This window comes from Pseudomonas sp. S2_B07, from assembly GCF_054668435.1.
The window spans coordinates 971,557-996,646 of the sequence record NZ_CP162769.1 but is presented as its reverse complement, the minus strand read 5'-3'; the positions used below and the strand labels follow the sequence as shown (position 1 = coordinate 996,646).

General features: G+C 59.2%; 25 protein-coding genes. 10 read left to right on the top strand and 15 right to left on the bottom strand.

All coding sequences use genetic code 11. The annotated features are described in order from the left end of the window. Positions 1 to 36 precede the first annotated feature (36 nt). The gene (locus tag AB4N43_RS04495; RefSeq protein WP_059181017.1) at positions 37 to 1,434 is read right to left on the bottom strand and encodes a sensor histidine kinase; all 1,398 of its coding nucleotides are present in this window, start codon (positions 1,432 to 1,434) and stop codon (positions 37 to 39) included. After that, on the bottom strand, positions 1,412 to 2,095 hold the full coding sequence (locus tag AB4N43_RS04490) for a response regulator transcription factor (protein ID WP_027923260.1): 684 nt from the start codon (positions 2,093 to 2,095) through the stop codon (positions 1,412 to 1,414). Before AB4N43_RS04490 ends, AB4N43_RS04495 begins: the two co-directional genes overlap by 23 nt. A gap of 278 nt (positions 2,096 to 2,373) precedes the next feature. Here AB4N43_RS04490 and AB4N43_RS04485 point away from each other — a divergent pair, with 278 nt between their 5' ends. Together AB4N43_RS04485 and AB4N43_RS04480 are read left to right on the top strand one after the other, a co-directional pair. Continuing rightward, positions 2,374 to 3,303 carry a membrane protein gene (locus AB4N43_RS04485; protein WP_027923261.1) on the top strand — a complete coding sequence of 310 codons (930 nt, stop codon included), beginning with the start codon at positions 2,374 to 2,376 and terminating at the stop codon, positions 3,301 to 3,303. Between the two features lie 309 nt (positions 3,304 to 3,612). Further along, on the top strand, positions 3,613 to 4,152 hold the full coding sequence (locus AB4N43_RS04480) for a hypothetical protein (RefSeq protein WP_027923262.1): 540 nt from the start codon (positions 3,613 to 3,615) through the stop codon (positions 4,150 to 4,152). Positions 4,153 to 4,283: 131 nt separating this feature from the next. Here the strand turns inward: AB4N43_RS04480 and AB4N43_RS04475 are convergent, their stop codons facing one another. Next, on the bottom strand, positions 4,284 to 6,095 hold the full coding sequence (locus AB4N43_RS04475) for a monovalent cation:proton antiporter-2 (CPA2) family protein (protein ID WP_027923263.1): 1,812 nt from the start codon (positions 6,093 to 6,095) through the stop codon (positions 4,284 to 4,286). Between the two features lie 428 nt (positions 6,096 to 6,523). On the opposite strand from AB4N43_RS04475, the gene AB4N43_RS04470 reads away from it, so the two are divergent. After that, entirely contained in the window at positions 6,524 to 6,832 is a 309-nt protein-coding gene (locus tag AB4N43_RS04470; RefSeq protein ID WP_059181016.1) for an RcnB family protein, read from the top strand. A 3-nt stretch (positions 6,833 to 6,835) separates the two neighbouring features. Here AB4N43_RS04470 and AB4N43_RS04465 read toward each other — a convergent pair whose 3' ends face one another. Further along, positions 6,836 to 7,909 carry a sensor domain-containing diguanylate cyclase gene (locus AB4N43_RS04465; protein ID WP_027923265.1) on the bottom strand — a complete coding sequence of 358 codons (1,074 nt, stop codon included), beginning with the start codon at positions 7,907 to 7,909 and terminating at the stop codon, positions 6,836 to 6,838. 157 nt (positions 7,910 to 8,066) lie between these two features. Here AB4N43_RS04465 and AB4N43_RS04460 point away from each other — a divergent pair, with 157 nt between their 5' ends. From AB4N43_RS04460 to AB4N43_RS04450, 3 genes are all read left to right on the top strand, one after another. Further along, positions 8,067 to 8,801, top strand: coding sequence for a hypothetical protein (locus AB4N43_RS04460; RefSeq protein ID WP_460153305.1), 735 nt, complete (start codon positions 8,067 to 8,069; stop codon positions 8,799 to 8,801). Between the two features lie 35 nt (positions 8,802 to 8,836). Then, complete coding sequence (locus tag AB4N43_RS04455) at positions 8,837 to 9,355, top strand: hypothetical protein (RefSeq protein ID WP_194939617.1); 519 nt, start codon at positions 8,837 to 8,839, stop codon at positions 9,353 to 9,355. A gap of 70 nt (positions 9,356 to 9,425) precedes the next feature. Beyond that, a complete protein-coding gene (locus AB4N43_RS04450; RefSeq protein WP_027923268.1) occupies positions 9,426 to 9,764 on the top strand; it encodes an FKBP-type peptidyl-prolyl cis-trans isomerase in 339 nt (112 codons plus the stop codon). A gap of 8 nt (positions 9,765 to 9,772) precedes the next feature. Here the strand turns inward: AB4N43_RS04450 and AB4N43_RS04445 are convergent, their stop codons facing one another. The 4 genes from AB4N43_RS04445 to AB4N43_RS04430 all read right to left on the bottom strand — a co-directional run bounded on the left by AB4N43_RS04445 (position 9,773) and on the right by AB4N43_RS04430 (position 13,043). After that, positions 9,773 to 10,117, bottom strand: coding sequence for a pyocin S6 family toxin immunity protein (locus AB4N43_RS04445; RefSeq protein ID WP_324188009.1), 345 nt, complete (start codon positions 10,115 to 10,117; stop codon positions 9,773 to 9,775). A 190-nt stretch (positions 10,118 to 10,307) separates the two neighbouring features. After that, entirely contained in the window at positions 10,308 to 10,643 is a 336-nt protein-coding gene (locus AB4N43_RS04440; RefSeq protein WP_059181013.1) for a hypothetical protein, read from the bottom strand. After that, entirely contained in the window at positions 10,640 to 11,881 is a 1,242-nt protein-coding gene (locus AB4N43_RS04435) for an S-type pyocin domain-containing protein (RefSeq protein ID WP_460153303.1), read from the bottom strand. Before AB4N43_RS04435 ends, AB4N43_RS04440 begins: the two co-directional genes overlap by 4 nt. Before the next feature lie 130 nt (positions 11,882 to 12,011). Next, the gene (locus AB4N43_RS04430; protein ID WP_460153301.1) at positions 12,012 to 13,043 is read right to left on the bottom strand and encodes a D-cysteine desulfhydrase family protein; all 1,032 of its coding nucleotides are present in this window, start codon (positions 13,041 to 13,043) and stop codon (positions 12,012 to 12,014) included. A gap of 117 nt (positions 13,044 to 13,160) precedes the next feature. Between AB4N43_RS04430 and AB4N43_RS04425 the strand changes: the two genes are divergently transcribed. Beyond that, the gene (locus AB4N43_RS04425; RefSeq protein WP_027923273.1) at positions 13,161 to 14,045 is read left to right on the top strand and encodes a LysR family transcriptional regulator; all 885 of its coding nucleotides are present in this window, start codon (positions 13,161 to 13,163) and stop codon (positions 14,043 to 14,045) included. Between the two features lie 107 nt (positions 14,046 to 14,152). Here the strand turns inward: AB4N43_RS04425 and AB4N43_RS04420 are convergent, their stop codons facing one another. Continuing rightward, positions 14,153 to 15,259, bottom strand: a complete 1,107-nt coding sequence (locus AB4N43_RS04420) for a cytochrome P450 (RefSeq protein ID WP_460153299.1) — start codon at positions 15,257 to 15,259, stop codon at positions 14,153 to 14,155. Between the two features lie 82 nt (positions 15,260 to 15,341). Between AB4N43_RS04420 and AB4N43_RS04415 the strand changes: the two genes are divergently transcribed. Beyond that, positions 15,342 to 16,097: an ArsR/SmtB family transcription factor gene (locus AB4N43_RS04415; protein WP_027923275.1), complete on the top strand. Its 756-nt coding sequence runs from the start codon at positions 15,342 to 15,344 to the stop codon at positions 16,095 to 16,097. 100 nt (positions 16,098 to 16,197) lie between these two features. Here the strand turns inward: AB4N43_RS04415 and AB4N43_RS04410 are convergent, their stop codons facing one another. The 5 genes from AB4N43_RS04410 to AB4N43_RS04390 all read right to left on the bottom strand — a co-directional run bounded on the left by AB4N43_RS04410 (position 16,198) and on the right by AB4N43_RS04390 (position 22,365). Then, entirely contained in the window at positions 16,198 to 17,217 is a 1,020-nt protein-coding gene (locus AB4N43_RS04410; protein ID WP_027923276.1) for a branched-chain amino acid aminotransferase, read from the bottom strand. A 188-nt stretch (positions 17,218 to 17,405) separates the two neighbouring features. After that, a complete protein-coding gene (lpdA, locus tag AB4N43_RS04405) occupies positions 17,406 to 18,791 on the bottom strand; it encodes a dihydrolipoyl dehydrogenase (protein WP_460153296.1) in 1,386 nt (461 codons plus the stop codon). A 3-nt stretch (positions 18,792 to 18,794) separates the two neighbouring features. Then, positions 18,795 to 20,069: a dihydrolipoamide acetyltransferase family protein gene (locus AB4N43_RS04400; RefSeq protein WP_059181007.1), complete on the bottom strand. Its 1,275-nt coding sequence runs from the start codon at positions 20,067 to 20,069 to the stop codon at positions 18,795 to 18,797. Further along, positions 20,070 to 21,128 carry an alpha-ketoacid dehydrogenase subunit beta gene (locus tag AB4N43_RS04395; protein WP_027923279.1) on the bottom strand — a complete coding sequence of 353 codons (1,059 nt, stop codon included), beginning with the start codon at positions 21,126 to 21,128 and terminating at the stop codon, positions 20,070 to 20,072. It lies immediately after the preceding gene. Between the two features lies 1 nt (position 21,129). Next, positions 21,130 to 22,365 (bottom strand): 3-methyl-2-oxobutanoate dehydrogenase (2-methylpropanoyl-transferring) subunit alpha, encoded by a 1,236-nt coding sequence (locus tag AB4N43_RS04390; RefSeq protein WP_027923280.1) that lies wholly within the window; start codon positions 22,363 to 22,365, stop codon positions 21,130 to 21,132. 185 nt (positions 22,366 to 22,550) lie between these two features. Here AB4N43_RS04390 and bkdR point away from each other — a divergent pair, with 185 nt between their 5' ends. After that, the gene (bkdR, locus tag AB4N43_RS04385; protein WP_027923281.1) at positions 22,551 to 23,039 is read left to right on the top strand and encodes a Bkd operon transcriptional regulator BkdR; all 489 of its coding nucleotides are present in this window, start codon (positions 22,551 to 22,553) and stop codon (positions 23,037 to 23,039) included. A 174-nt stretch (positions 23,040 to 23,213) separates the two neighbouring features. Here bkdR and AB4N43_RS04380 read toward each other — a convergent pair whose 3' ends face one another. Next, a complete protein-coding gene (locus AB4N43_RS04380; protein ID WP_027923282.1) occupies positions 23,214 to 24,077 on the bottom strand; it encodes an MBL fold metallo-hydrolase in 864 nt (287 codons plus the stop codon). 162 nt (positions 24,078 to 24,239) lie between these two features. On the opposite strand from AB4N43_RS04380, the gene AB4N43_RS04375 reads away from it, so the two are divergent. Further along, positions 24,240 to 25,046: a sulfite exporter TauE/SafE family protein gene (locus tag AB4N43_RS04375; protein ID WP_059181005.1), complete on the top strand. Its 807-nt coding sequence runs from the start codon at positions 24,240 to 24,242 to the stop codon at positions 25,044 to 25,046. Positions 25,047 to 25,090 lie beyond the last annotated feature (44 nt).

Here is a 25,090-nt window from a genome sequence, read left to right as displayed (position 1 = left end):
CAGCTGTCGAGCCTGCGAGGCTGCGTTCGGCAGCTGCTACAGAGGTTGTGTCAGGGCCGGGTTTTTGCAATCCAGCACCAACCGCGCGCCACCGAGTTCGCTGCTACCCACCTCCAGCGCAAACCCATGCAAACCGGCAATCGCCGCCACAATCGACAATCCCAAACCAAACCCGCTTTTCTGATTTCCACCCTCGGCGCGATAGAACCGCTGAAACACTGCTTCGCGCTCGGCCTCCGCAATCCCGGGGCCGGAATCCAGCACTTCGATCCGCGTAAACCCGCCTTCACTCACCCCACGCAAAATCACCTCGCCCCCCGGCGGTGTGAACTTGATCGAGTTGCTCAGCAGATTCGCCACGGCTTCGAACAACAACGCCCGATCCCCATTAAGCGCTGGCAGCGTTGCCGGCAATTGCAGCTTGAAAACCAGTTCGCCTTCTTCCGCCAGTGGCAGGTAGAAGTCGTGCAGCTCTTGCAGCAAGGGCACCGGGTCCAGTTGCACGAAACCCGAGCGGCGCTGGCGATCTTCCAGTTCGGAAATCCGCAGTAACCCGCGAAAACGTGCCATCAAGGTGTCCGCTTCACCGAGCACGGAATCCAGTTGCACAGCCAGCGTCGAGTCATCTGCGGCCTGTTGCTGAATCCGGTACAGCTGCGCCCGCAGGCGTGTCAGCGGGGTGCGCAGGTCGTGGGCGATGTTGTCGCAGACTCCCTTGACCTCGTGCATCAAGCGCTCGATGCGTTCGAGCATGGCGTTGACGATGGTGGCGAGCATGTCCAGTTCATCGCGTCGATTGGACAAGGGCAGACGCCGGGTCAAATCCCCGGCGATGATGGCTTCGGCACTGGCCTGGATCGCGCGGATGCGCCGCAGGGGGCGTCGGCGCAACAGGTGCCAGCCGGCGATGCCGGGAATGATCGTCAAGGTCACGCCCCAGAACAACGCATGAAGGATGATCCGGGTGACGGCGAACAACGAACCGTTGTCACGCACCAGCACCAGCCAGCGACCGTCGCGGGTCTGGGTCGCTACCGCGTCGCAACTGTCGGCGGGCAGGATCGGGTCGTCGGAGTCGGAACAATCCTTGAGCATGTGAATCTTGCCGTCCAGCGGCAAGTCTTCGGGGATAAAACGCAGGGCGCCGCTGAGGTAGCGATGCTGGTGATCGAACAGGCCGTAGGCGTCGATGCCACGGATGTCGAAGGTCATGCTGACGGCGAGGGCGTCCACCAGTTGCTCGCCCTGGAAGCGCGAAAACAGATGCTGGCGTTGCATCAGCGAGTGCTTGGCCAGGTTGTCGAGGTAAGCGGACACTTCGTAGTACATGACGCCCATCAGGATTGCGCTCCAGATCACGAACAGCGAACTGTAGAGCGCCAGCAAGCGGCTGCTGGAAGAGCGCCAGCCTTTAGACGGGTTCGGCAATGACATAACCCGAGCCTCGCACGGTCCGAATCAGTGGGGCCTGGCCTTGTGGGTCGATTTTCTTGCGCAGACGACCGATGTGCACGTCGATCAGGTTGGTGCCGGGGTCGAAGTGGTAGCCCCAGACTTCTTCGAAAATCATCATGCGCGACAGAATCTGCCCGGTGTTGCGCATCAGGAATTCGAGCAATTTGTATTCGGTCGGCAATAGGGTCAGCAACAGGCCGCCGCGGCTGGCTTCATGGCTGATCAGGTTGAGTTCCAGGTCGGCCACTCGCAACGTCGTGGCCTGGGCGGTCACCGTGTTCTGGCGGCGCAGCAATACTTCAACGCGGGCGGCCATTTCATCGGTGGCGAATGGCTTGGTCAGGTAGTCGTCACCGCCGGCGCGCAACCCCCGCACGCGCTCATCGACGTCGGAGAGGGCGCTGATCATCAGGATCGGCGTGGCCACGCCCATGGTCCGCAGCGTGGTGACAATCGCCAGGCCATCGAGCTCCGGCAGCATGCGGTCGAGGGTGATCAGGTCATAGTCACCACTGACCGCACGCTCGAGGCCTTCGCGGCCATTGTCGACCCAGTCGACATCGAGGCCGTGGCTGCTCAGTTCGGCGACGATTTCCCGGGCGGTCACGGCGTCGTCTTCGATAGTCAAGATGCGGGTCATAGGGCTGGCCTGATTAGCGGTTCTCAATGATGTGCAGCATTTTGCCAAGAAATGATCGGAGTCTTTCTAAATAAAACTTCATGCACTGAATATTTTGATCAATGCAGAAAACCCGCTGGGTTGAGGCATTCCTTGCAAATTGCATGAGAAAAGGAAGTTCAATCTTTATAGGTTATTGAAAACAGAAGAAAAATTTAGAAATCGTGACTGGCACGCTGACTGCAATGGTGCATTTGCAGAGTTGTAACACCATCTTTCCTGCCTGGAGCGATACAACAATGAATAGATCTTCTGATGGTTTCTATCCCGTCGCAGAAGAAACGAGCACGCTCTCGGGTGTGTCCTGGGGGGCGATCTTCGCCGGGGCCGCTGCGGCGGCAGCGTTGTCGCTGATTCTGGTGCTGCTCGGTTTCGGCCTGGGTTTTTCGGCGGTGTCGCCGTGGGCCAATGAAGGTGTGAGTGCCAAGGGGCTGGGCATTTCAACCATCGTGTGGCTGGCGGTGACGCAAATTCTGGCGGCCGGGGCCGGCGGTTACATTGCCGGTCGCTTGCGGGTCAAGTGGGCCTACCTGCACGGGGATGAAGTGTATTTCCGTGATACCGCCCATGGCTTCCTCGCCTGGTGCGTGGCGACGCTGGTGACCGCGACCCTGGTGGTCGGCTCGGTCAGCAGTGTTATCAGTGGCGGCCTGCAAGCCGGGGCCAATATGGTCGGCGGGGCAGCCAGTGCGGCCACTCAAGCCGCCGGCACCGCTGCTGCCAATACCAATAGCGATCAGTACGGCTATTTCGTCGACAGCCTGTTCCGTGACGATCGTCCGGCCGCCGTCAGCGATGACGCCGCGCGTGGCACCGTAACGCGCATATTTGTGCGCAGCCTGGGCAACAACGGCTTGAGTGCCGAAGACCGGACTTACCTCGCACAAATGGTCGCCCAACGCACCAACCTGACTCAGGCCGACGCCGAACGTCGTGTTGATGAAGTCTATGCCCGTACGCAAAAAGCCGTGGCCGACGCCAAACTGGCTGCCCAGCAAGCCGCTGACAAAGCCGCGAAAGTCGCCGCCTGGACGTCGCTGTGGATGTTCATCGCACTGCTGATCGGCGCGTTTTTTGCCAGCCTTGCCGCCACTTTTGGTGGTCGTCGTCGGGACGCCGTTGTGTACGTGGAAACCGATACTTACGTCACCACCACCCCTGTCCGCTAACCCGGGAGAATCATCATGCGTTCATTACTGCTGTTCTTTCTTGGCGTGCCGATCCCGATCATTATCCTGATCGCCCTGTTCATGCATTGATCCGCTGAGGCTCATGCCTCTGCCGCTTCCGCCTCTGGTGGAAGCGGCGTTTTGCTTTGTGGCCCCCAATAAAGCGAAGATGCCCAGGCCTGTAGGAGTGAGCCTGCTCGCGATAGCGATGTAACTTTCACTGTTTGCAGCGACTGACACTCCGCTATCGCGAGCAGGCTCACTCCTACAAGTTTTGATTTGGGTTGTTTTAAGAAGGGGAGACGTGCGTTGGACAAAAAGGAAATCAAGCGGCAACTGATGGCGGCGCTCGACGCCGGGCACTCCAAAACCGCGACGTTCAAGGCGTTCTCCGGTGGCGTGGTCAAGGACCGGGTGCTGGCTTACTGGATCGGCGCCAGGCCGGATCCGGCGTTGCGGGAAAAACATTCGCTCAAGGTCAACATTCTGCTCGCACTGACCTGCCTTCAGGCCTTGTTGGGGGCCGTCACCGGATTCTATCTGGGTTCGATGATCGGCCCCGGTGCCGTGGTGTTTTTCACCCTGTTTGCGGCGCTGGTGCCGCTGGCGTTTGCCTGGGGTTTCTACAAGAACTCGGCGCAGGTCTACACCCTTTACATGATTCTGACCGTCAGCCAGATCGGGCGGATGTTTCAGGGGTATGAGGAAGATCCGGTGATGACGGTGGTGGGTGTGGTGATCACGTTGGCCATGGTGTTTTATGTTGCCTGGTTGAAGGCGCTGCTGTTCCCGGACCTGGGGTTTGTCGGGTCGAAAAAGGTTAAGGGGCAGTTTGTGTTTTCCAACTGATGCTCGGGTGGGGGCCAGGCATTGCACCGCGTTATCGTTCATCGCGGGCAAGCCACGCTCCCACAGGGGAATGCAGTCTACTGTGGGAGCGTGGCTTGCCCGCGATGGCGGCATACCTGCCGCCACACCACTTAAGCCTTGCCCGCTTCCTGCTCCTCCAACTGATCCGACTCAAACAATTTAGCCAGTTCTGCCCGCGCTTCCTGCGCCGTCTGCAACACCTTCGCCGCATCGTCATACACCGCGTGCTGCGCCTCCAACACCTGTTCATCGTGATGCTTGAACCGTTTGATCCGCGCATCGGCCTGTGCCTGGGTCAGCCCCAGGCCAATCAGCGTGCGCCGGCTCATTTCCAGGCTCGAATAATAGGTTTCACGAATCGCTTCCGCCCCCAGGTCCACCAGGCGATGCACATGCTGACGGTTACGTGCGCGAGCGATGATTTTGATGTGCGGGTACAACCGGTGCACCACCTCGGCGGTCTTGATGTTGGTGTCCGGGTCATCGGTGGCGATGATGAAGTATTCCGCCTGTTCGACCTTGGCTGCGCTGAGAATCTCCGGGCGCATCGGGTCGCCATAGAACACCGGTACGCCGCCGAAACTGCGGGACAGTTCGATGGTTTCCACCGACGTATCGAGCGCCACAAACTTGATGTTCTGCGCCCGCAGAATCCGCGCAACGATCTGACCCATCCGGCCCATGCCGGCGATCACCACGCGTGGCGCATCGGTGTCGATGTCGCGGAATTTTTCCGGCACCACGACGGGCTGCACCTTGGGTGAATACAACCGGGCGCACAGCAGCAACAACAGCGGTGTCACCGCCATGGACAGGGTGATGGTCAGCACCAGCAAATCGTACAGGTGCGGCTCGAACAGGCCTTGATCACGGCCAATCTTGAACACCACAAACGCGAACTCACCGCCGGCCGCCAGCACGATGCCCAGGCGCAGCGCACTGACTTTGCCAAGGCCGCCGGCCAATCGGCCGACCACAAACAGCAGCGGCAATTTGATTGCGATCAGCAGCAGGGTCAGCCCCAGGACCGCAAGCGGGGCGCTGAGCAGCAGGCTGAGGTTGGCGCCCATGCCAACGCTGATGAAGAACAGCCCCAGCAGCAGGCCTTTGAACGGCTCGATCTGCGCTTCCAGTTCATGCCGGTATTCAGAGTCCGCCAGCAGCAACCCGGCGAGAAAAGCGCCGAGCGCCATGGACACGCCGACCAGGTCCATCAGCCATGCCGTGCCGATCACCACCAGCAACGCCGTGGCGGTGGACACCTCGGGCAAACGGGTTTTGGCGACGATGCGAAACACCGGACGCAACAGATAGCGTCCACCGATGACTACCACCGCAATGCTGCCCAATACCCGCAAACCGTGATTCAAATCTTCCGCGGCGGTGGAGGTGTGATCACCCCCGGCCAGGAGCGGGACCATGGCAATCAGCGGAATGGCAGCGATGTCCTGAAACAGCAGAATTGCAAACGCCAGTCGACCGTGGGGGCTGGTCAGTTCCTTGCGCTCGGCCAGGCTTTGCAAGCCAAACGCAGTGGACGACAGGGCAAGGCCAAGGCCGAGCACGATGGCGCTGTTCAGCGGCTGGCCGAAGACGAGTAGCGCCAGCACACCGATCACTGAACCGGTCAACAACACCTGCGCCAGGCCCACGCCGAACACCGATTTGCGCATCACCCACAGGCGTCGCGGCGAAAGCTCCAGACCAATGATGAACAGCAGCAACACCACGCCGAGTTCAGAAATATGGCTGACGCTTTGCGGATTACCGATCAGCCCCAGCACCGACGGCCCGATGAGGACGCCGGCAAACAGATAACCCAGCACGGCTCCCAGTTGCAGGCGCTTGGCCAAGGGCACGGTGAGCACCGCTGCGAACAGAAACACGACAGCGGCTTGCAACAGGTTGCCTTCATGGGGCATGGCTTACTCCAACACTCGATACGGCGGAGCGCCAAGGATAAAGGGTGCGGCGGGATGCGTCAGCGGTGTTGGCCGACAAACCGTGAATTCCGCTATCGCGGGCAGGCTCACTCCTACAGTCGACCGCGTATTCCCTGTAGGCGTGAGCCTGCTCGCGATAGTGGTCGGTCGGGCAACCGGGCAATCCGATAAACGCCCTGATATGCCCCATCCCCCCGTAGGCGATCAGGGAATCCAGTTCGTTAAAACCGTCAAAGGTCAGATGGCAATGTGCATGGCAATAAATCCTGAGTGTCTTCACGCAGCCTACGCCGACCCGGGGCGCGCCTCCCGGTACAAGTCCGGCACAGATTCATCGCAACGGTATGGAATGATTCAGAGCGAGCACAGTCGGAGTTCAGGTGCCATAACATGACTGGAGGATCACCATGAACCGCAAAACGCTCATCGCCGCCCTGACCATTGCCGCCGGCGTTGCCGGTATCAACCCCATCGTTCAGGCGGCCGAGTCCCCTCAGAAAACCGTTCAGCCCGGCGTCAACAACTCCCGTGAACTGGTGGTCGGCGACCGCGCCCCGGACATCTACCAACGCCGCGAAAAAGCCCTCGGCAATTGGCAGGCCAAAGGCCTGAAAGCCCCGAAGGATCAGGCGCAGTGGGTGCAGATCAATGACAAGTACATGATGGTGATGATCACCAACGGGACGATTGTGGACATCACGCCGGTGGAGCGTTAGAGCCTATTGGCTGTGAGCCCGCACCGGGCTTTCGCCGCCCAACCGATACTGATTATTGCCACTGCGCTTGGCCTCATACATCGCCAGGTCCGCAATATGAATCAGCCGGTCCATGCTCGGCGCGTGGTCCGGGTACACCGCGACACCGAGGCTGGTGCCGATGTGGCGCTGGTCGTTGCCGATGGTGATGGGCGGTGACAGTTCGACGAAGATTTTCTGGCAGATGCTGCGCGCTTCATCCTGCAGGTTGATGCCTTTGGGCAACCCTTGAAGGATGACCACGAATTCGTCACCACCGATGCGGGCGACGGTGTCGGTTGAGCGCAGGATTTTCTTCAGGCGTGTGGCAGTGGTGATCAGGACGCGATCGCCGGCCGCATGGCCGTAGTGATCGTTGATGGCCTTGAAACCGTTGAGGTCGACAAACACCAACGCCACCCGGGTCGCGCCGATACGCGCCTGTTCCAATGCCTCGGACAACCGTTCCTCCAGCACCAGGCGATTGGGCAGGCCGGTCAACGGGTCGTAGTGAGCCAGGTGCTGGAGGTAACTGGCGGAGGCTTTTTCCTCGGTGATGTCGCGCACCACGCCCATCATCTTGATGGTGGCGTCGTGGTCGTTCTTGACCACATTGCCGGTCTCTCGCAGCCAGTGAATACTGCCGTCGGGCCAGACGACGCGGTATTCCTCGTCATGGTTTTCGCCGGTTTCCAGGCAGCGCAGCTCCCCGGCCCGCACGCTGGCGCGGTCCTCCGGGTGAACGCAGGCGCAAAACAGGGCGTAGGAGGGCGTCACTTCGCCGATCTTGAAGCCGAACATGCCGTAGATCGCATCCGACCAGTAGAGCTTTTCGGTGTCGACGTCCCAGTCCCAGGTGCCGATGCGGGCGAAGTATTGGCTGCGTTTGAAGCGTTCGGCATCGCCGTCCTGGCGCACGGACGGTCCCTCGGCCAGGCTGGCGATCAGCGCACGACTCTCGGCCAATTGCTGTTTCAGCGAGCGCACGCGACAGATCATCGCGATGAGCAGGGCAAACATGACTGAGCCGACGGCTGCGCTGGTCCAGACCAGATTCATTCAGGGATCGTCATTGGGCATTAAACCGAGGGATACGTTGGTGCTTATGTTAGTTCACCGCGCTGTTGGGTTGCAGTCGCTTTCTGTCTAACGAGCGCTAGACTTTCTGTGCACGCCATCTGCTTCGTGATCATCCGTCAGCCAGGAGATCCTCAGCATGACTCAAGTCAACCCGTCTGGCCCGACGCCCCCACCGCCTGCGCCGGAGAGTTCACAGTTGTCGGCGCACTTTGGTGGGCCAACGCTGCTGTTTGCGGCCTATCTGTTTTTCTATTCCTGGCTGCATTTGTTTTATTACTTCAAGACGTTCGGCATACCGCTGGTATCGCTGGATATCTCGCTCTATTTCTATCTGGCGTTTGCCTGGACTGCGGTGAAACAGTTCGGGGCCTGGATCCCCCTCATTCTGGGCGGCGGTGCCATCCTCTATGTTGCGCTTAACGGCGGCTGGTCTTCGGACCACAGGCTGTTTCGGCATTTTTTGCACAAAGCGCTATTCGCACTTTTTTTGGTTTTGGGACTTTGGGCCACGTCTGTCATGGCCGAGTACCTCGGTACGTTACAGGCCCAGCAAGTCCGCGATGGCGGTGTATTGCACCCGATTCGCCTGCACTTCGAAGAAAAGCAGGCGAAGAACTTTCCGACTGAGTTGTCGACGGCCACCGTTAGCAAGGATGGCGGGATTAAAGAAGCCGTGCTGCTGATTGAAACGGACGAGACGTACTACGTGCTGATTCAAAAGGTGCTGATGAAAACCGATAAGCAGCCGCAACGTTACGATTCATTTGGCACGGTGTACCAAGTGCCGAAGAAGCAGGTGATTTACGTTGAAATGGATGTGCCCAATATGCCGCGTGTTACCAGGACATTGTTTTTAGACGAGTTCCTGTAATCACCACGCGGGACTGGACTAATGGCAGGTGCGCTATGACCAGATGGAAAATTGCCCTGACACTCGCTCTGTTTGTGAGTGCGGCGCAGGGCGAACAGATCTTGATGATGCCCAGTGGCGATCAGTACCTGGGCAACGAAACCGTGGACCATTCGGGCATTTTTGTTGATTGCGCAAAATTTCCCCATAGTTCGGCGGACGGCAAGATCCAGCCGACGAGCCAGCGGTGTGACAACAATGTCATCGTTGTCATGGCGCCCTCGTTGATCACTCGCTCACCGCTGGAGGTGGTCAGCGTGGACCCGACCGCCAAAAAAATTGAAGTGATGGAGGGCAATACGGTCCAGACCCTAGATTTGAAACAGTTCCCGGATCTGCATTGGTTTGATTTCACCAAAGGCGACCAGATCGGCATTGTGACTGACAAGAAAAGCAGTACAGGCAAGTGGATCCTTCCAGAAGCGATCTTCGGCAAAGACTTCGCGGTCGATGCGAAGCAGAAGGAAGACAAAAAAGTCGTGGAAATGTTGACCCACCCCGATAAAGGCACCTGAACGGTTGCCAACAAGTTGATTTTCTGGGAAAACCACGACCCTCGAATTCTGCAAACAGATAAACACCGTCATGAATAACGAACTGCAAATCATCGACCTCCAGCCAGGCGATGGCAAAGCCGCCGTCAAAGGCGCGCTGATCACCACTCAATACCGTGGCTGGCTGGAAGACGGCACGGAATTCGACTCTTCCTACAGCCGTGGCAAACCTTTTCAGTGTGTGATTGGCACGGGCCGGGTTATCAAAGGCTGGGATCAGGGAATCATGGGGATGCAAGTCGGCGGCAAGCGCAAGCTGCTGGTGCCTGCACATCTGGCGTATGGCGAACGTTCGATGGGAGCGATCACGCCGAATTCGAACCTGATTTTCGAGATTGAATTGCTGGAAGTGCTGACGCGGGATGATTGACTGAAAACCTACCCCCGCAACCCTATGAAAAGGTCCAACTCAGTCGGGAGCTGCTCATTGAGCGCTATGGCGATTTGTTGGACCTGCCCGGCCGTCAGTAAACAGTCCCCGTCCTCGCTTTGATCAAGGTTCTTCCAGCCCAGTACGCCCAGTATCACGACTTCTGACTCGGGCGGAACGGTGAGTTCGTATATTAGAAAGTCACCCTCCTGATCACCTTTTAAAAATCCGCTGATCCAAAAAAAATGAAAGGGCTCCTGAGTGGTTTTCGGGTGGCCGTGGTTGTTGCAGGCGCGGTACCCATCGTTGAACGGTGGATTTTGAATCTGAGACATGTCTGTTTCGCGAGCCATGGGTGGTCCTTGTTTCATCCTTTAGAAGCGATGCGAACGCTATCTCAATGGGCAATTGATAGATGTAGGACTGTTCTGAATTTATTGTCATTGTTTCAGATGAAGCTCCTCTCCATAGCTCAGCCTGTTGCGATGCTCTGAGCTCAAGTGAGGAAAACCTCAATGGTTGTCCCTTCGTTCTCCCGGTGGGTCAGGTGAATACGTCAATATCGTCAAGCGTGTCCTCAACAACCCCGTCCAGGGAAGGGAACTTGTGCTTCACCTTTTCGAGTGCTGGCAACACCGTTTCTCTGTCCACTTCGCCATGACGGCGAGCAATGTGGCCGAGAGCGGTGATAGCGGATGCTGTAACTGACTCGTTTTCACTGACGAGATATTTCAGGCAAATGCTCTGAGCCCAGATTCTGTTTTCTTCGTTCAGACCGATGGAAATCAATGCCGCAATAACATTCGCGTCCACGTCGCTGGCAAGAAGTCTCACAGCTTCATCGTGGCTTACTGATGGATCTTGATAAAGAAGGCTCACTTTTTCACTCCCGGAATTTTGCCCTTGTTGTCTACCTTCCTAGCTTTCATCAGAGCATTTTTCATATCTTGATGGAGTTTATCCCATGGCCTGACGTGGCTGTGGTAGAGGTCTCCTCCTGTACGGTCAAAGACTACAAACTCATTCGCCCCTGAATCGATGCCGATTCTGCGTGGCGATGTAGGCTTTACCTGAACTGAGTTCTCCAGCGCTTCTTGTCCGTTGGAGGGACCTTTACTTTTGACCGGGGTATCCGTCTTGCCATGGTAGCTAGCTGCATCGAATTCCAGCGCCAATACAATATAGAGAGGCTTGATACCAGAATCGGCCGGGAATACGAGAATGAAATCCCTGTATTCAGGCGGATAAATCGGGTTAACGATGATGTTATCTGCCTGTTCTGTAGGCGGATAAATCCAGATGTGCGGGGCTTGTGGGGCTGCCTCTAGCGGTGGAATTGCTGATGTGTTGGACGGGTCGACGGCGGGCGTCCAAATCAGTGTTGTCCCGTCGCCAAAGTCGGCAACTTGTCGGGCGCCTTCTGCTACGAACTGTATGACAGGAATCAACTCCCAATCGCTGCGTTTCTGGGTGTTGTATCCGTATCCTTTCAGCGTGCCATCGGCTTGTTGTTCAAGATGAAGTCGAACACGTGTACGTCCTTCTTTAAGCGACTTGAGCTGTTCTTCCGTGTACAGGGAGCTGTCGCCGAGATTCGATGGCCACAGCAGTGCAACCATTCCCAGCAAGGCACCGGCTGCAACACTGCCCGTTACTGCAGCCGCACTACTAGCAGTATTTGTCACTGTAGCGACAGAACCTGCCCGACCAAGAAGAAGCGTTCCCAGTTCAGCAGGTAGTGCGCTGCCGCTGATTTTTTTGAGAGGTATGTTCCCCGCTGTATCGGTATCGCGGCCACCTAATAAGGAAAACTCTCCGTAGTCGGTCAATTTCTCAACAGGGACAAACCCGGCGGGATTGTCATGGTTGATCACGCCGTCGGGAAGATTGCAGCTTTTGGCGAACACGCAACCTATGACGTCGGGGTAATCCTGGTGTTGGGGTTGCCTGAGGAGACGGTCTTCAAATTCCTGTTGTCGGGCCAACATGTCGTCATAAGATTTTTGCCTGGCGTCCCGCTCTGCCAGTTCGGCGGGGGTCATGTAGCGGCTGGTGACATGATGCCGGTCGCCGGACGGAGGGTTTTGAACCCGAGGGATGTCTGTTTTACGAGCCATGAGCGTCCTTGTTTCATCCTTTAAAAGCGATGCGAACGCTATAGCAATGGACACTTGATAGATGTAGGACGGGTCTGAAACTAAGGCCGTTGTAACAAGTCGGTGCTCTGTTACAAATGATGACTAACCCTCAACCCTGAAACGTCTCCCGATACGCATACAACCCTGGTGTACCGCCAGTCATCACAAACAACACATTGTCCCCGCGTTGGAAGCGCCCATGCCGGAGATCGGCCACTAACCCGGCAAATGCCTTGCCGGAATACACCGGGTCAATCAGCAACCCTTCAGCCCGAGCCATCAAGCGCACCGCCTCCTGCATGGCGGGCGTCGGCAGGCCGTAACCGTCGCCCAACTGACTGCCGTCGATAACAATATCCGAAGCCTGAACAACCGCGCTGCTCCCCAGCAACGCCAATACCTCCTGGGTCAATTGCCGGGTTCGGGCCGCTGACGACTCTCTGTCGGACAACACCGAGTACGACTTCACCAGCGAAGTCCCTCGTTCCAACAGCTCAAACCCCGCCGCAAGACCGGCGTGGGTGCCGGCGCTGCCGTTGGGCACCACGACCTGGTTGAAGGTGAGGCCGAGTTCGCGTTCCTGTTGCGCGATCTCCGCCGCGCAGCGCGCATAGCCAAGACTGCCCAAGGGTGTCGAGCCTCCCGTGGGAATCACCAGCACCTTGTGTCCTTCAAGCCGTAGCTGTTCGGCACGCTTCTCGGCTTCAGCCAGCGAATCGCTGCCGCCGGCCAACACGCGGAGGGCGGCGCCAAACAGCTGGTCGAGCAGGACGTTGCCGTTGAGTTCGTAGTCCACTTCCGTTTTGGGCACCGAACGGGTCAGGATCAGTTCGCAGGCAATCCCGAGACGAGCGCACACGGCAGCGGTCAGGCGCGCATGGTTGGATTGGAGGCCGCCGATGGTGATGATGGTGTCGACCCCGGCTGACAGCGCTGCGCCCAGATGAAATTCGAGTTTGCGCAGTTTGTTGCCACCGTCGCCGATCAGCATGTGATCATCGCGCTTGAGAAACAGGCCGATGCCTTGCGCCTTCAAACCCAGTTGCTGTTCGAGGCGTTCGGCGCGCGGGATCGGTGTCGGGCTTTGCAGAAGGTCGGCGCGGGTAAAAGAACTCAGTGACGTGTCCAGTAGGGTTTGCATCAATGACGCCTCGTTGTTCAGTGTTATGACCGCGACTCTAGGGAGAAAGCCCCGACGGATAAACGCATCGCCGGTTATTACTCCTTTAACCTGATGTATTTAATGCAAGGCATGTTCATGAGCAAACTCAGGCAAATGGAAGTCTTCGTCGCGGTGGTCGAGGCGGGCAGCTTCTCCGATGCGGCCCATGCAGTCGGCATGTCGGCGGTGATGGTCGGGCGGCATATCCAGGGTCTGGAGAAAACCCTCAACACCAAGCTGATTCAGCGCACCACGCGGCGGCAATCGATCACGGCCGAGGGGCGGCTGTTTTATGACGAGGCCAAGCTGGCGCTGGAACAGGTGAAGTACGCGTTCAGTCGGGTCGAAGCGTCGAACCCTGAGCCCAGTGGGCTGTTGCGAATCACCGCGCCAATGAGCCTGGGCGTGTCGTTGGTCGGCCCGTTGGTGGCGGAGTTCATGCAGCTTTATCCGCAGATTCAGGTTGAGCTGATTTTGAGCAATGAAGTGGTGGATCTGTACGAAACGTCGTTCGACCTGGCCTTCAGGATTTCTGAGCTCATTGGGGTCAATCTGTTGGCCAAGCCCTTGCCGCCGTATCGCATGGTCATCTGTGCATCGCCCGGTTACCTGCAAAAATGGCAGGAACCCAAGTCCCCCGAAGACCTGCATCGGCATCGGATTCTCACGCATACCTCGTGGAACAACCGGTTTGCCTGGCCGCTGCGCAACGGCGCCAGCGAGGTGCCCTGGCCGGAAGGTGCGGTGTTGAAGAGCAATGACGGGCAGGTGTTGTTGCAAGCGGCGGTGGCTGGGGAGGGGATCTTGATGCAGCCGGATTTTTTGGTGGCGGCGGCGTTGGTCAAGGGGGAACTGGTGCGGATCATGGAGGACTATGGTCCGCCGCCCAAGCCGGTACAGATGGTGTATCCGCGGTCGAGGAAGTCATTGCCCAAGTTGAAGGCGTTTGTGGAGTTTGTGGTGGGGCGCTTGGTGATGTAGTGGTTCTTAGAACGCCATCGCGAGCAGGCTCACTCCTACAGGGGATCTCCAGTGTTCACAAATTCCTTGTAGGAGTGAGCCTGCTCGCGATGAACGATAACTCGGACTTAAGCCAGATCACGAAACACCGGAATCCGCCCATTCAGCGAAGGCCGATACGCCCAGGCCAACCGCCCGAGCGCAGACCGGTGCAGCAGAATTTCCCGCAACGTCGCACTGGCAATCCCCAACGCCAACACTTGCCCCGGACACTGATGCCGCCCCGCGCCAAAGGTAAAACTGCGACGCTGCGGGCGATCCAGTAGAAACTCGTCTGGACGATCATTTAACTGCGGATCGCGATTGGCCGACGCCAACAGCAGCAAAATCACATCGCCCGATTGAAGGCTCACGCCCTCGATTTCACACGGTGCCGCCACAAACCGCCGTGTATTCTGTACCGACGGGTCAAAACGCTGGATTTCGGCAATCAGATCATCCACCCGCGCCTCGTGTAGCAATGGATTTCGCATCACCGCCAACAGCGCATTGCCGATCAGCCCTGCAGTGGCCTCGAAAGTCTGGGAAAACAAGCCGATCAGATTGGCAATCAGCGTTTCGTGGTCACCGCTGAAGCGCCCGCGAATCCCGCCGAGCAGCGGGCTTTTATTGTCCGGGTCATCCAGCAATTCAACGAAGTAACCCTGTAAATGCTCAGCGGCCGCCTGTGCAGCGTCGAGTTGCGCCTGATTGCTAAGCGGCGACAGGCACGCCACGAACTCCGCCGTCAGCGCACTGAGCATCCGCCCCTGAGCCGGCGTGAACCCCAACAACGCTGCCACCACGCACACCGGCCCGCGAAACATGGCGTTGTACAAGCCGTCGGCGTCCGGCGTGATCAGCCGCGCGGCCACCAGCGCATTGGCTTCATCCCGATCAATCAACCCCAGCCCCGGCTCAATCGCCGACCTCGGGCAACGCTGCCGTTCGCCTTCATTCATCCGCATCAACTGCCCGAACACCTTGCCCGCCATGCCACCGGCAATCGCCTTGGGCACCGGTTCAGCGCAAGGGCGGACATGGCAATCAGGATGGGCCAGCACGGCGGCGACTGTTCGGGCGCTGCTGGCCACCCACAGGTTCAGTCCGGTGTGAAACATCAGACCTCCTTGGGCACGCAATTGCGCGTAATAGGGATAAGGGTCGGCATGAGTCGCAGCGATGATCGGGTCCATGGGTCGCAGCCTTGTTCGGGGTGGGGAAAGTGTTGCTACTATCTCCAGTCCCAAAGGCCCTTGATTCGTCCGGGAGCGAAATATGAACGCAGAACAACACGACATCCGCGTCTCTCAGGTCGCGGCCGCCATCGCGGAGCCGGCCCGGACGAAAATCCTCTGTTCGCTGATGGACGGCCACGCCCGCACCAGCACCGAGTTGGCGGCGATTGCCGAAGTCAGTGCCTCAACCGCCAGCGCACACTTGGCCAAGCTCAAGGAGCAGGCGCTGGTGCGGCTGCACGTGCAGGGCCGCCATCGCTATTACAGCCTGGCGGACAAGCGCGTGGCCCAGGCGCTGGAAGCGCTGATGGTGATCGGCCAGAACAGCGCGCCGGCGTACAACTCGCGCACGCCGGATCGCCTGCAATTCGCCCGGACCTGCTACGACCACATGGCCGGCACGCTGGCGGTGTTGCTGCATGACCGGATGCTGGAAAAAGGCTGGTTGCTGGAAACCGATGAGCAGGCGTATCGGCTGAGTGACAGCGGCGAGGCGCTGTTTGAAGGGTTGGGTATCGAAGTCAAGGACCTGAGCACGCTGCGCCGCCGTTTCGCCTGCCCGTGTCTGGACTGGAGCATGCGTCGGCCACACCTTGGCGGCTCGCTGGGAGCTGCGTTGCTGCAATCGGCGATCAAGCGCAAATGGGTGACGCAGGATCTGGACAGTCGGGCGCTGACGTTGACGGCGGTAGGGCGCAAGGCACTTGGCGTGCAGTTCGATCTTGTGCTGCCGTCTTCAAGTGGATCTACGGTTTCTATTGATAAAAAACATCAGGATATTGCTGTTAGTCATTGATTCATTAGACTGGCTGTTGCTGGCTCCAGGCGAAAAAAGCCCGGTTATCCAATCGATAACCGGGCTTTTTGCTCAAGCTCAAGCGAACAGCAGCGTCAGATCAAACCTTGACGATCCAGCCCGCTGGCGCTTCGATGTCACCCGTTTGTACACCGGTCAGCTCCTTGTAGAGCTTCTGGGTAACCGGGCCGACTTCGGTTTCGCTGTGGAACACGTGCAGGTGGTCGTTGTAGCTGATGCCACCGATCGGAGTGATCACGGCCGCGGTACCGCAAGCGCCGGCTTCCTTGAAGTCGGAGAGCTTGTCGATGAACACGTCACCTTCGATCACTTCCATGCCCAGACGCGATTTGGCCAGCTCGATCAGCGACAGGCGGGTGATGCCTGGCAGGACCGACGGCGAGTTCGGGGTGACGAACTTGTTGTCGTGGGTGATCCCGAAGAAGTTGGCCGAGCCGACTTCCTCGATTTTGCTGTGGGTCATCGGGTCCAGGTAGATGCAGTCGGCGTAGTGCGCCTTCTTGGCCTGGGAACCTGGCATCAGGCTGGCGGCGTAGTTGCCACCGACCTTGGCCGCGCCGGTGCCTTGTGGGGCTGCACGGTCGAAGCTGGAGATCAGGAAGTTGTGCGGGGTCAGGCCGCCCTTGAAGTAGGCGCCGACCGGGATGCAGAAGATCGAGAAGATGAACTCGGGGGCGGTACGCACGCCGATGTTGTCACCCACGCCGATCACGAACGGACGCAGGTACAGCGCGCCGCCGGTGCCGTAAGGCGGGATGAAACGCTCGTTGGCGCGGACCACTTCCTTGCAGGCTTCGATGAACTGTTCGGTGGACACCTGTGGCATCAGCAGACGGGCGCAGCTGCGTTGCATGCGTGCGGCGTTCTGATCCGGGCGGAACAGGTTGATCGAACCGTCCTTGCAACGATAGGCCTTCAGGCCCTCGAAGCATTGCTGGCCATAGTGAAGGGCAGTCGAGCCTTCGCTGATGTGCAGCACATTGTCTTCGGTCAGGGTGCCTTTGTCCCACTCGCCATTACGCCAGTGCGACAGATAGCGCTTGTCTGTCTTGATGTAGTCAAAACCCAACTTGTCCCAATTGATGCTTTCGTTACCCATGACACCCTCTATCACTGAACAACCGTCGAAACGGTTCAAGGCTTCTGACGTTTTTTGGATGGGGACAACAATACTTCATTCCGAGGTGGTTTCGCAGCCTGCAATTCGATCTCTGCGACCATCGATACGTCCCGTGTAGCAGCGGCCTCGCGGGGCTCGTCAGCTGCTACAGGGTTTTGTGTCCGGTCTTACAGGTGCAGCGCATGGCCTAAAGCACGCAACGCCGCTTCCTGCACAGCCTCGCCCAGCGTCGGATGCGCATGGATGGTACCGCCGATGTCTTCCAGCCGCGCGCCCATTTCCAGGCTTTGCGCGAACGCCGTGGACAGCTCGGACACCCCGACCCCGACGGCTTGCCAGCCGACAATCACGTGATTGTCCCGACGAGCGACCACTCGCACGAAGCCGCTTTTCGATTCCAGCGTCATTGCCCGGCCATTGGCCGCGAACGGGAAACTTGAAACGATGCAGTCCAGGCCGGCGGCCTTGGCCTCGTCCGGGGTCTGGCCGACCACCACCAGTTCCGGGTCGGTAAAGCACACGGCGGCGATGGCGGTAGGGTTGAACTCACGGGTTTTACCGCTGATGAGTTCGGCCACCATCTCGCCCTGAGCCATGGCCCGGTGCGCGAGCATCGGTTCGCCGCTCAGGTCGCCGATGGCGTACACGTTGCGCATGCTGGTCTGGCAGCGGTTGTCGATCTTGATCGCCGAGCCGTTCATGTCCAGGTTCAGCGCTTCGAGGTTCCAGCCCTGGGTGTTTGGCTTGCGGCCCACGGCGACCAGGACCTGATCGGTTTCCAGGTCCAGGGTGTCGCCATCCGGAGCCAATACTTGCAGGGAGTTATTCGAGGAATCAAAACCTTGAACGCTATGTTTCAAGTAAAGCTTCACGCCGAGTTTCTTCAGTTCGTCGTGGACCGGCTGAGTCAGTTCGGCATCGTAGGCCGGCAGGATGCGCTCCTGTGCCTCGACCACGCTGACATCGGCGCCGAGCTTGCGATAGGCAATCCCCAGTTCCAGGCCAATGTAGCCACCACCGACTACGGTCAGCCGCTTCGGCACGGAGGTAGGCGCCAGGGCTTCGGTGGAGGAGATGATCGGGCCGCCAATTGGCAGCATCGGCAGGTTCACGCTTTTCGAACCGGTGGCCAGCACCAGGTGCTCGCACTGAATGCGTGTGTCGCCGACGTCGACGGTTTTGCCGTCGACGACCTTGGCCCAGCCTTGAATGACCTGAACCTTGTTCTTTTTCAGCAGTGCCGCGACACCGGTGGTCAGGCGATCAACGATGCCGTCCTTCCACTCGACGCTCTTGGTGATGTCGAGGGTTGGCGCCGAAACGCTGATGCCCAAGGCCGAATGCTGGCTGTGGTGTTGCGTCTGGTGAAACTGCTCGGCCACGTGGATCAGTGCTTTCGACGGAATGCAGCCGATGTTCAGGCACGTACCACCGAGGGATTCGCCTTCCACCAGAATGGTTGCAATGCCCAGCTGACCGGCACGAATAGCCGTCACGTAACCGCCAGGGCCGCCGCCAATGATCAGCAGCGTGGTGTTCAAAGACTGTTGCATGACTTACTCCACAAACAAGGTGGCAGGTTGTTCGAGCAAGCCACGAACGGCCTGGATGAATTGCGCCGCGTCCATGCCGTCGACCACGCGGTGATCGAAGGAGCTGGAGAGGTTCATCATCTTGCGAATCACGATCTGGCCTTTGACCACCATCGGGCGTTCGACGATTTTGTTGACGCCGACAATCGCCACTTCCGGCAGGTTCAGCACCGGGGTGCTGACGATGCCGCCCAAGGCGCCGAGGCTGGTCAGGGTGATGCTCGAGCCGGACAATTCGTCGCGGCTGGCCTTGCCGTTGCGTGCAGCGGTGGCCAAACGGGAGATTTCGCTGGCGTTTTCCCACAGGCTGCGGGCTTCGGCGTGACGCACCACCGGCACCATCAAGCCGATGTCGGCCTGGGTGGCGATGCCCACATGCACCGCGCCGAGGCGGGTGATGACCTGGGCTTCGTCGTCGTAACGGGCGTTGATCTGCGGGAAATCGCGCAGTGCGACGACCAGGGCACGGACGAGGAACGGCAGCAAGGTCAGCTTGCCACGGGTGGCACCGTGTTTTTCGTTCAGGTGCGCACGCAGTTCTTCGACGGCTGTCACGTCGATTTCTTCGACATAACTGAAGTGGGCGGCACGCTGGGTGGCGTCCTGCATGCGCTGGGCGATCTTGCGGCGCATGCCGATGACCGGGATTTGCTCTTCGTCGTTACGCTGGGCGTAAGCAGAGGACACGGTCGATACATTCGACTGACCTTGCGCCAGATAGGCGTCGAGGTCTTCGTGCAGCACGCGACCGGCAGGGCCGCTGCCACGCACCAGACGCAATTGAATGCCGAGGTCCAGCGCGTGTTTGCGCACGGCCGGGGAAGCCAGTGGCCGTTCGTTGGCCTCGCGAGCCACCATCGGGCCCTGGCAAACAGCAGCTCGCGGCGCGGCGGCAGCTGCGACCGGTTTGCTTTCCACCACGGCTGCCACTTTAGAGGCTGCAACCGGCGCTTCTTTAACAGGAGCAGGCTGCGTGGACTCTTTAACGTTGCCCGCGCCTTCCACTTCAATGCTGATCAGGATGCTGCCCACCGCCATGACTTCGCCCGGCTCACCGCCTAGCGCAATCACCTTGCCGTGGACCGGCGAAGGGATGTCGACCATCGCCTTGTCGGTCATCACATCGGCCAGCACCTGATCTTCGACGACCATGTCGCCGACCTTGACGTGCCACACCGACAATTCAACTTCTGCAATGCCTTCACCAATGTCCGGCATTTTAATAACGTGCGTGCCCATTCAGACCTCCATAACCCGATGCAAAGCCGCGCCCACTCGGGACGGACCAGGGAAATACGCCCACTCTTGTGCGTGCGGGTAGGGAGTGTCCCAACCGGTGACGCGTTCGATAGGCGCTTCCAGGTAGTGGAAGCAGTGCTCTTGCACCAAGGCGACCAGTTCGGCACCGAAGCCACAGGTACGGGTCGCTTCGTGAACGATCACGCAACGGCCGGTTTTCTTCACCGATTTGACGATGGTCTCCAGGTCCAGCGGCCACAGGCTGCGCAGGTCGATGACTTCAGCGTCGATGCCGGTTTCTTCAGCCGCCACTTGCGACACGTAAACGGTAGTGCCGTAGGTCAGGATGGTCACGTCCTTGCCCGGACGGGTGATGGCGGCGACGTCCAGCGGCACGGTGTAGTAACCGTCCGGCACTTGAGCGGCCGGGTGTTTCGACCACGGCGTTACCGGACGTTCGTGGTGACCGTCGAACGGGCCGTTGTACAGGCGTTTTGGCTCAAGGAAGATCACCGGGTCATCGTTTTCGATGGAGGCAATCAGCAAGCCTTTGGCGTCGTACGGGTTGGACGGCATGACCGTGCGCAGACCGCAGACCTGGGTGAACATCGCCTCGATGCTCTGGCTGTGGGTCTGGCCGCCATAGATGCCGCCGCCGCAAGGCATGCGCAGGGTCATCGGGGCGGTGAACTCGCCAGCCGAGCGATAACGCAGGCGGGCGGCTTCGGAAATGATCTGGTCTGACGCCGGGTACACGTAGTCGGCGAACTGGATCTCGGCGACCGGGCGCAGACCGTAGGCGCCCATGCCCACGGCGGCACCGACGATACCGCTTTCGGAGATCGGTGCGTCGAACACGCGGGAGGTGCCGTACTTCGCCTGCAGGCCTTCGGTGCAACGGAACACGCCGCCGAAGTAGCCCACGTCCTGGCCGAACACCACGACGTTGTCGTCACGCTCAAGCATCACATCCATGGCCGAGCGCAGGGCCTGGATCATGGTCATGGTGGTCGTGGTCATGGCGGTTTCCAGCTCGATATTGTTGTTGTGGTCGTTCATGTCAGATCCCCAACTCTTGACGCTGGCGCTTCAAGTGCTCCGGCATCTCTTTGTAGACGTCTTCGAACATGGTCGCGGCGCTTGGAATCTGGCCGCCAGCGAGGGTGCCGTACTGTTCGGCTTCTTTCTGCGCGGCGATGACTTCGGCTTCCAGTTCAGCGCTGACGGCGGTGTGTTCCTCTTCGGACCAGTGACCGATCTTGATCAGGTGCTGCTTGAGGCGTGCAATCGGGTCGCCCAACGGGAAGTAGCTCCAGTCGTCGGCAGGACGGTACTTGGACGGATCGTCGGAGGTGGAGTGTGGGCCGGCGCGGTAGGTGACCCATTCGATCATGGTCGGGCCGAGGTTGCGGCGCGCACGTTCGGCGGCCCAGGCAGAGGCGGCGTAGACCGCGACGAAATCATTGCCGTCGACCCGCAGGGAGGCAATGCCGCAGCCGACGCCACGACCGGCAAACGTGGTGGCTTCACCACCGGCGATGGCCTGGAAGGTGGAGATTGCCCACTGGTTGTTGACCACGTTGAGGATCACCGGCGCACGGTAAACGTGGGCGAAGGTGAGGGCGGTGTGGAAGTCCGATTCAGCCGTGGCGCCGTCGCCGATCCAGGCCGAGGCGATTTTGGTGTCGCCCTTGATCGCCGAGGCCATGCCCCAGCCTACTGCCTGGACGAACTGGGTCGCGAGGTTGCCGGAAATGGTGAAGAAGCCATAGTCCTTGACCGAATACATGATTGGCAACTGGCGACCCTTGAGCGGATCGCGCTCGTTGGACAGCAGTTGGCAGATCAGGTCGACCAGCGGAACGTCACGGGCCATCAGGATGCTTTGTTGGCGATAGGTCGGGAAGCACATGTCGTCGACGTTCAAGGCCAGGGCCTGGCCGCTACCAATGGCTTCTTCGCCGAGGCTCTGCATGTAGAAAGACATTTTTTTCTGACGCTGGGCGACCACCATGCGGTTATCGTAGATCCGCGTCTTGAGCATGGCGCGCATGCCTTTACGCAGGATCTCGACCGGTACGCCTTCAGCCCACGGACCGAGGGCATTGCCTTGGTCGTCGAGCACGCGAATCAGGCCCTTGGCCAGATCAGCCGTGTCGGCCGGTTCAACGTCGATGGAAGGTTTGCGCACCGTGCCGGCGTCGGTCAGACGCAGGTAGGAGAAGTCGGTTTTGCAGCCAGGACGGCCCGATGGTTCGGGAACGTGCAGGTGCAGCGGTTCGTACGCTTGGTTCATGGCTTCTACGCTCGATCTTGTGAATTTCTTGTAGTGAGCTGACCGTCATTCTTCTGTGGAAGAAATCTTGTCCTACAACAATCATAGGCCCGGCGAAGAAGAATATTTATCTCTGTTTCGTTGCGCTGGCGATCATTTGAGGATAAAAAATCTGCATAAACACAAAAAACAGGTGGTTTTGTCTCATGCGCAAACTGGACCGTACCGATATCGGCATTTTGAACAGCCTTCAGGAGAACGCGCGCATCACCAACGCCGACCTCGCACGCTCGGTCAACCTGTCGCCGACGCCGTGCTTCAACCGGGTCAAGGCGATGGAAGAATTGGGGCTGATTCGTGAACAAGTGACGCTGCTGGACGCTGATCTGCTGGGGCTGCACGTGAACGTGTTCATTCATGTGAGCCTGGAGAAACAGGTGGAAGAGGCATTGCAGCATTTCGAGGAAGCGATCTCGGATCGCCCGGAAGTGATGGAGTGCTATTTGATGGCCGGCGACCCGGACTATTTGATTCGGGTATTGGTGCCGACCATTCAGTCGCTGGAGCGCTTCATGATGGACTTCCTCACCAAAGTCCCCGGCGTGGCGAACATTCGCTCAAGCTTTGCGCTCAAGCAAGTGCGCTACAAAACTGCGCTGCCGTTGCCAGCCAATGGCTTGACCCTTTCCAGCTAAACCCCGAAACCCCTTTAGCAGCTGTCGAGCAACGCGAGGCAGCGTTCGGCGGCGCAGCCGTCGCAAACCTGACAATCGGGTTTTGTCAGGCAGACCGCATTCGCAGCCTCGCGGTGCTCGTCAGCTGCTACGGAGAATGATGATCGCCCCAATGTTGTGGGAACGATCGAGATCTCAGAGTTTGTTGATGGGGATTTTCAGGTAGGTCACGCCGTTACTCTCGGCGGGTGGCAGATTCCCGGCCCGCACATTCACCTGAATCGCTGGCAGCAACAGGGTTGGCATGCCCAACCCGGCATCGCGTCGGGTGCGCATGTCGACAAACGCCGCCTCATCAACGCCGTCATGCACGTGAATGTTGCTTCGGCGTTGTTCGCCGACGGTAGACATGCACCGGGATTCCCGGCCTTCAGGTGGGTAATCGTGGCAGACGTACAAACTCACACTGGCCGGGAACGCCAGCAGTTTGCGAATCGAGGCAAACAACTGATTGGCGTTGCCGCCCGGAAAATCGCAACGCGCGGTGCCCACATCAGGCATGAACAGCGTGTCGCCCACCAGAATCTGCTCACCGTCAATCAGGTAAGCCATGTCCGCCGGCGTGTGGCCGGGCACATGCAGGGCGGTGGCCTTGAGATTGCCGATCATGAACGACTCGTCCGGTGCGAATAGATGATCGAACTGCGAACCGTCAACGCGAAACGCCGGCTCAAGGTTGAACAGGCTTTTGAACACCCCCTGAACCTTGCTGATCGACTGCCCGATCGCGATCTTGCCCCCCAGCTCGCGACGCAGATAAGGCGCGGCAGACAAGTGATCGGCATGGGCGTGGGTTTCCAGCAGCCATTGCACCTGCAACTGATGTTGGCGAACAAAGGCGATGATTTTGTCGGGCTGAACGGTGCCCGTTCTGCCGGCCGCCGGATCGTAGTCGAGCACCGGGTCGACGATGGCGCACTGGCCGCCATCGGCTTCGTAGATCACGTAGCTGTAGGTCGACGAGGCAGGGTCGAGGAAAGCTTCAATCAAGGCAGGCATGGTGAATATTTCTATCTGAACAAGCACTGAGGGTAGATTCATTCTCCCTGCATTGGCCAGCACTGCATCAATTCATTTGATGAAAAAATCTGCGCGGGCTCTATCCTGTCAGTCATCGAAACCGGGCGCTCCCGGCCTTGTTGAGCTGATTACGAGTGCTTTATGTTGCTGGCGAGTTTTTTTGGGGTGGTCATGGGCCTGGTCCTCGGGTTGACCGGGGCGGGCGGCGGGATTCTTGCGGTGCCGGCCCTGGTCCTGGGGCTGGGGTTGACCATGACCCAGGCGGCGCCCGTCGCCTTGTTTGCGGTCGGGAGTGCGGCGGCGGTCGGGGCGATTGACGGCTTGCGGCATGGGCTGGTGCGGTATCGCGCGGCGCTGTTGATCGCGCTGCTCGGCGCGGTCTTTTCACCGGTGGGCATTTATTTTGCCCATCAGTTGCCGGAAAAAATCCTGATGATTCTGTTCAGCCTGCTCATGGTCATGGTCGCCTGGCGAATGCTGCGTCGTGAGCGCCAGGACGAGGGGCCGAGCGATCACGGTCACGCCAACTGGGGGCAGAAGAACTGCATGCTCGATCAGCAGACCGGGCGCTTTTCCTGGACCGCCAAATGCACCGCGACGCTGGCGGCGCTCGGCGCGGTGACGGGCGTGGTGTCAGGGCTGCTGGGCGTGGGCGGCGGTTTTCTGATTGTCCCGGCGTTCAAGCAACTGACCGATGTGCAGATGCGCGGGATCGTCGCCACGTCCTTGATGGTGATCAGCCTGATTTCCGCGATCGGCGTGGTCGGCGCGTTTCACGCGGGCGTGCGCATCGACAGCCTTGGGGCATGCTTCATCGGCGCCAGCATTGTCGGCATGATCATCGGCCGCAAGCTGTGCGCCCACGTGCCGGCGCGAGCATTGCAAATCGGCTTTGCCAGCGTCTGCCTTGTGATTGCCGCTTATATGCTGTTCAGGGCTGGCGTCTAAAGCAACACCTGCCTGTGGGCCGGGGCGGATCCACACCACCGCTC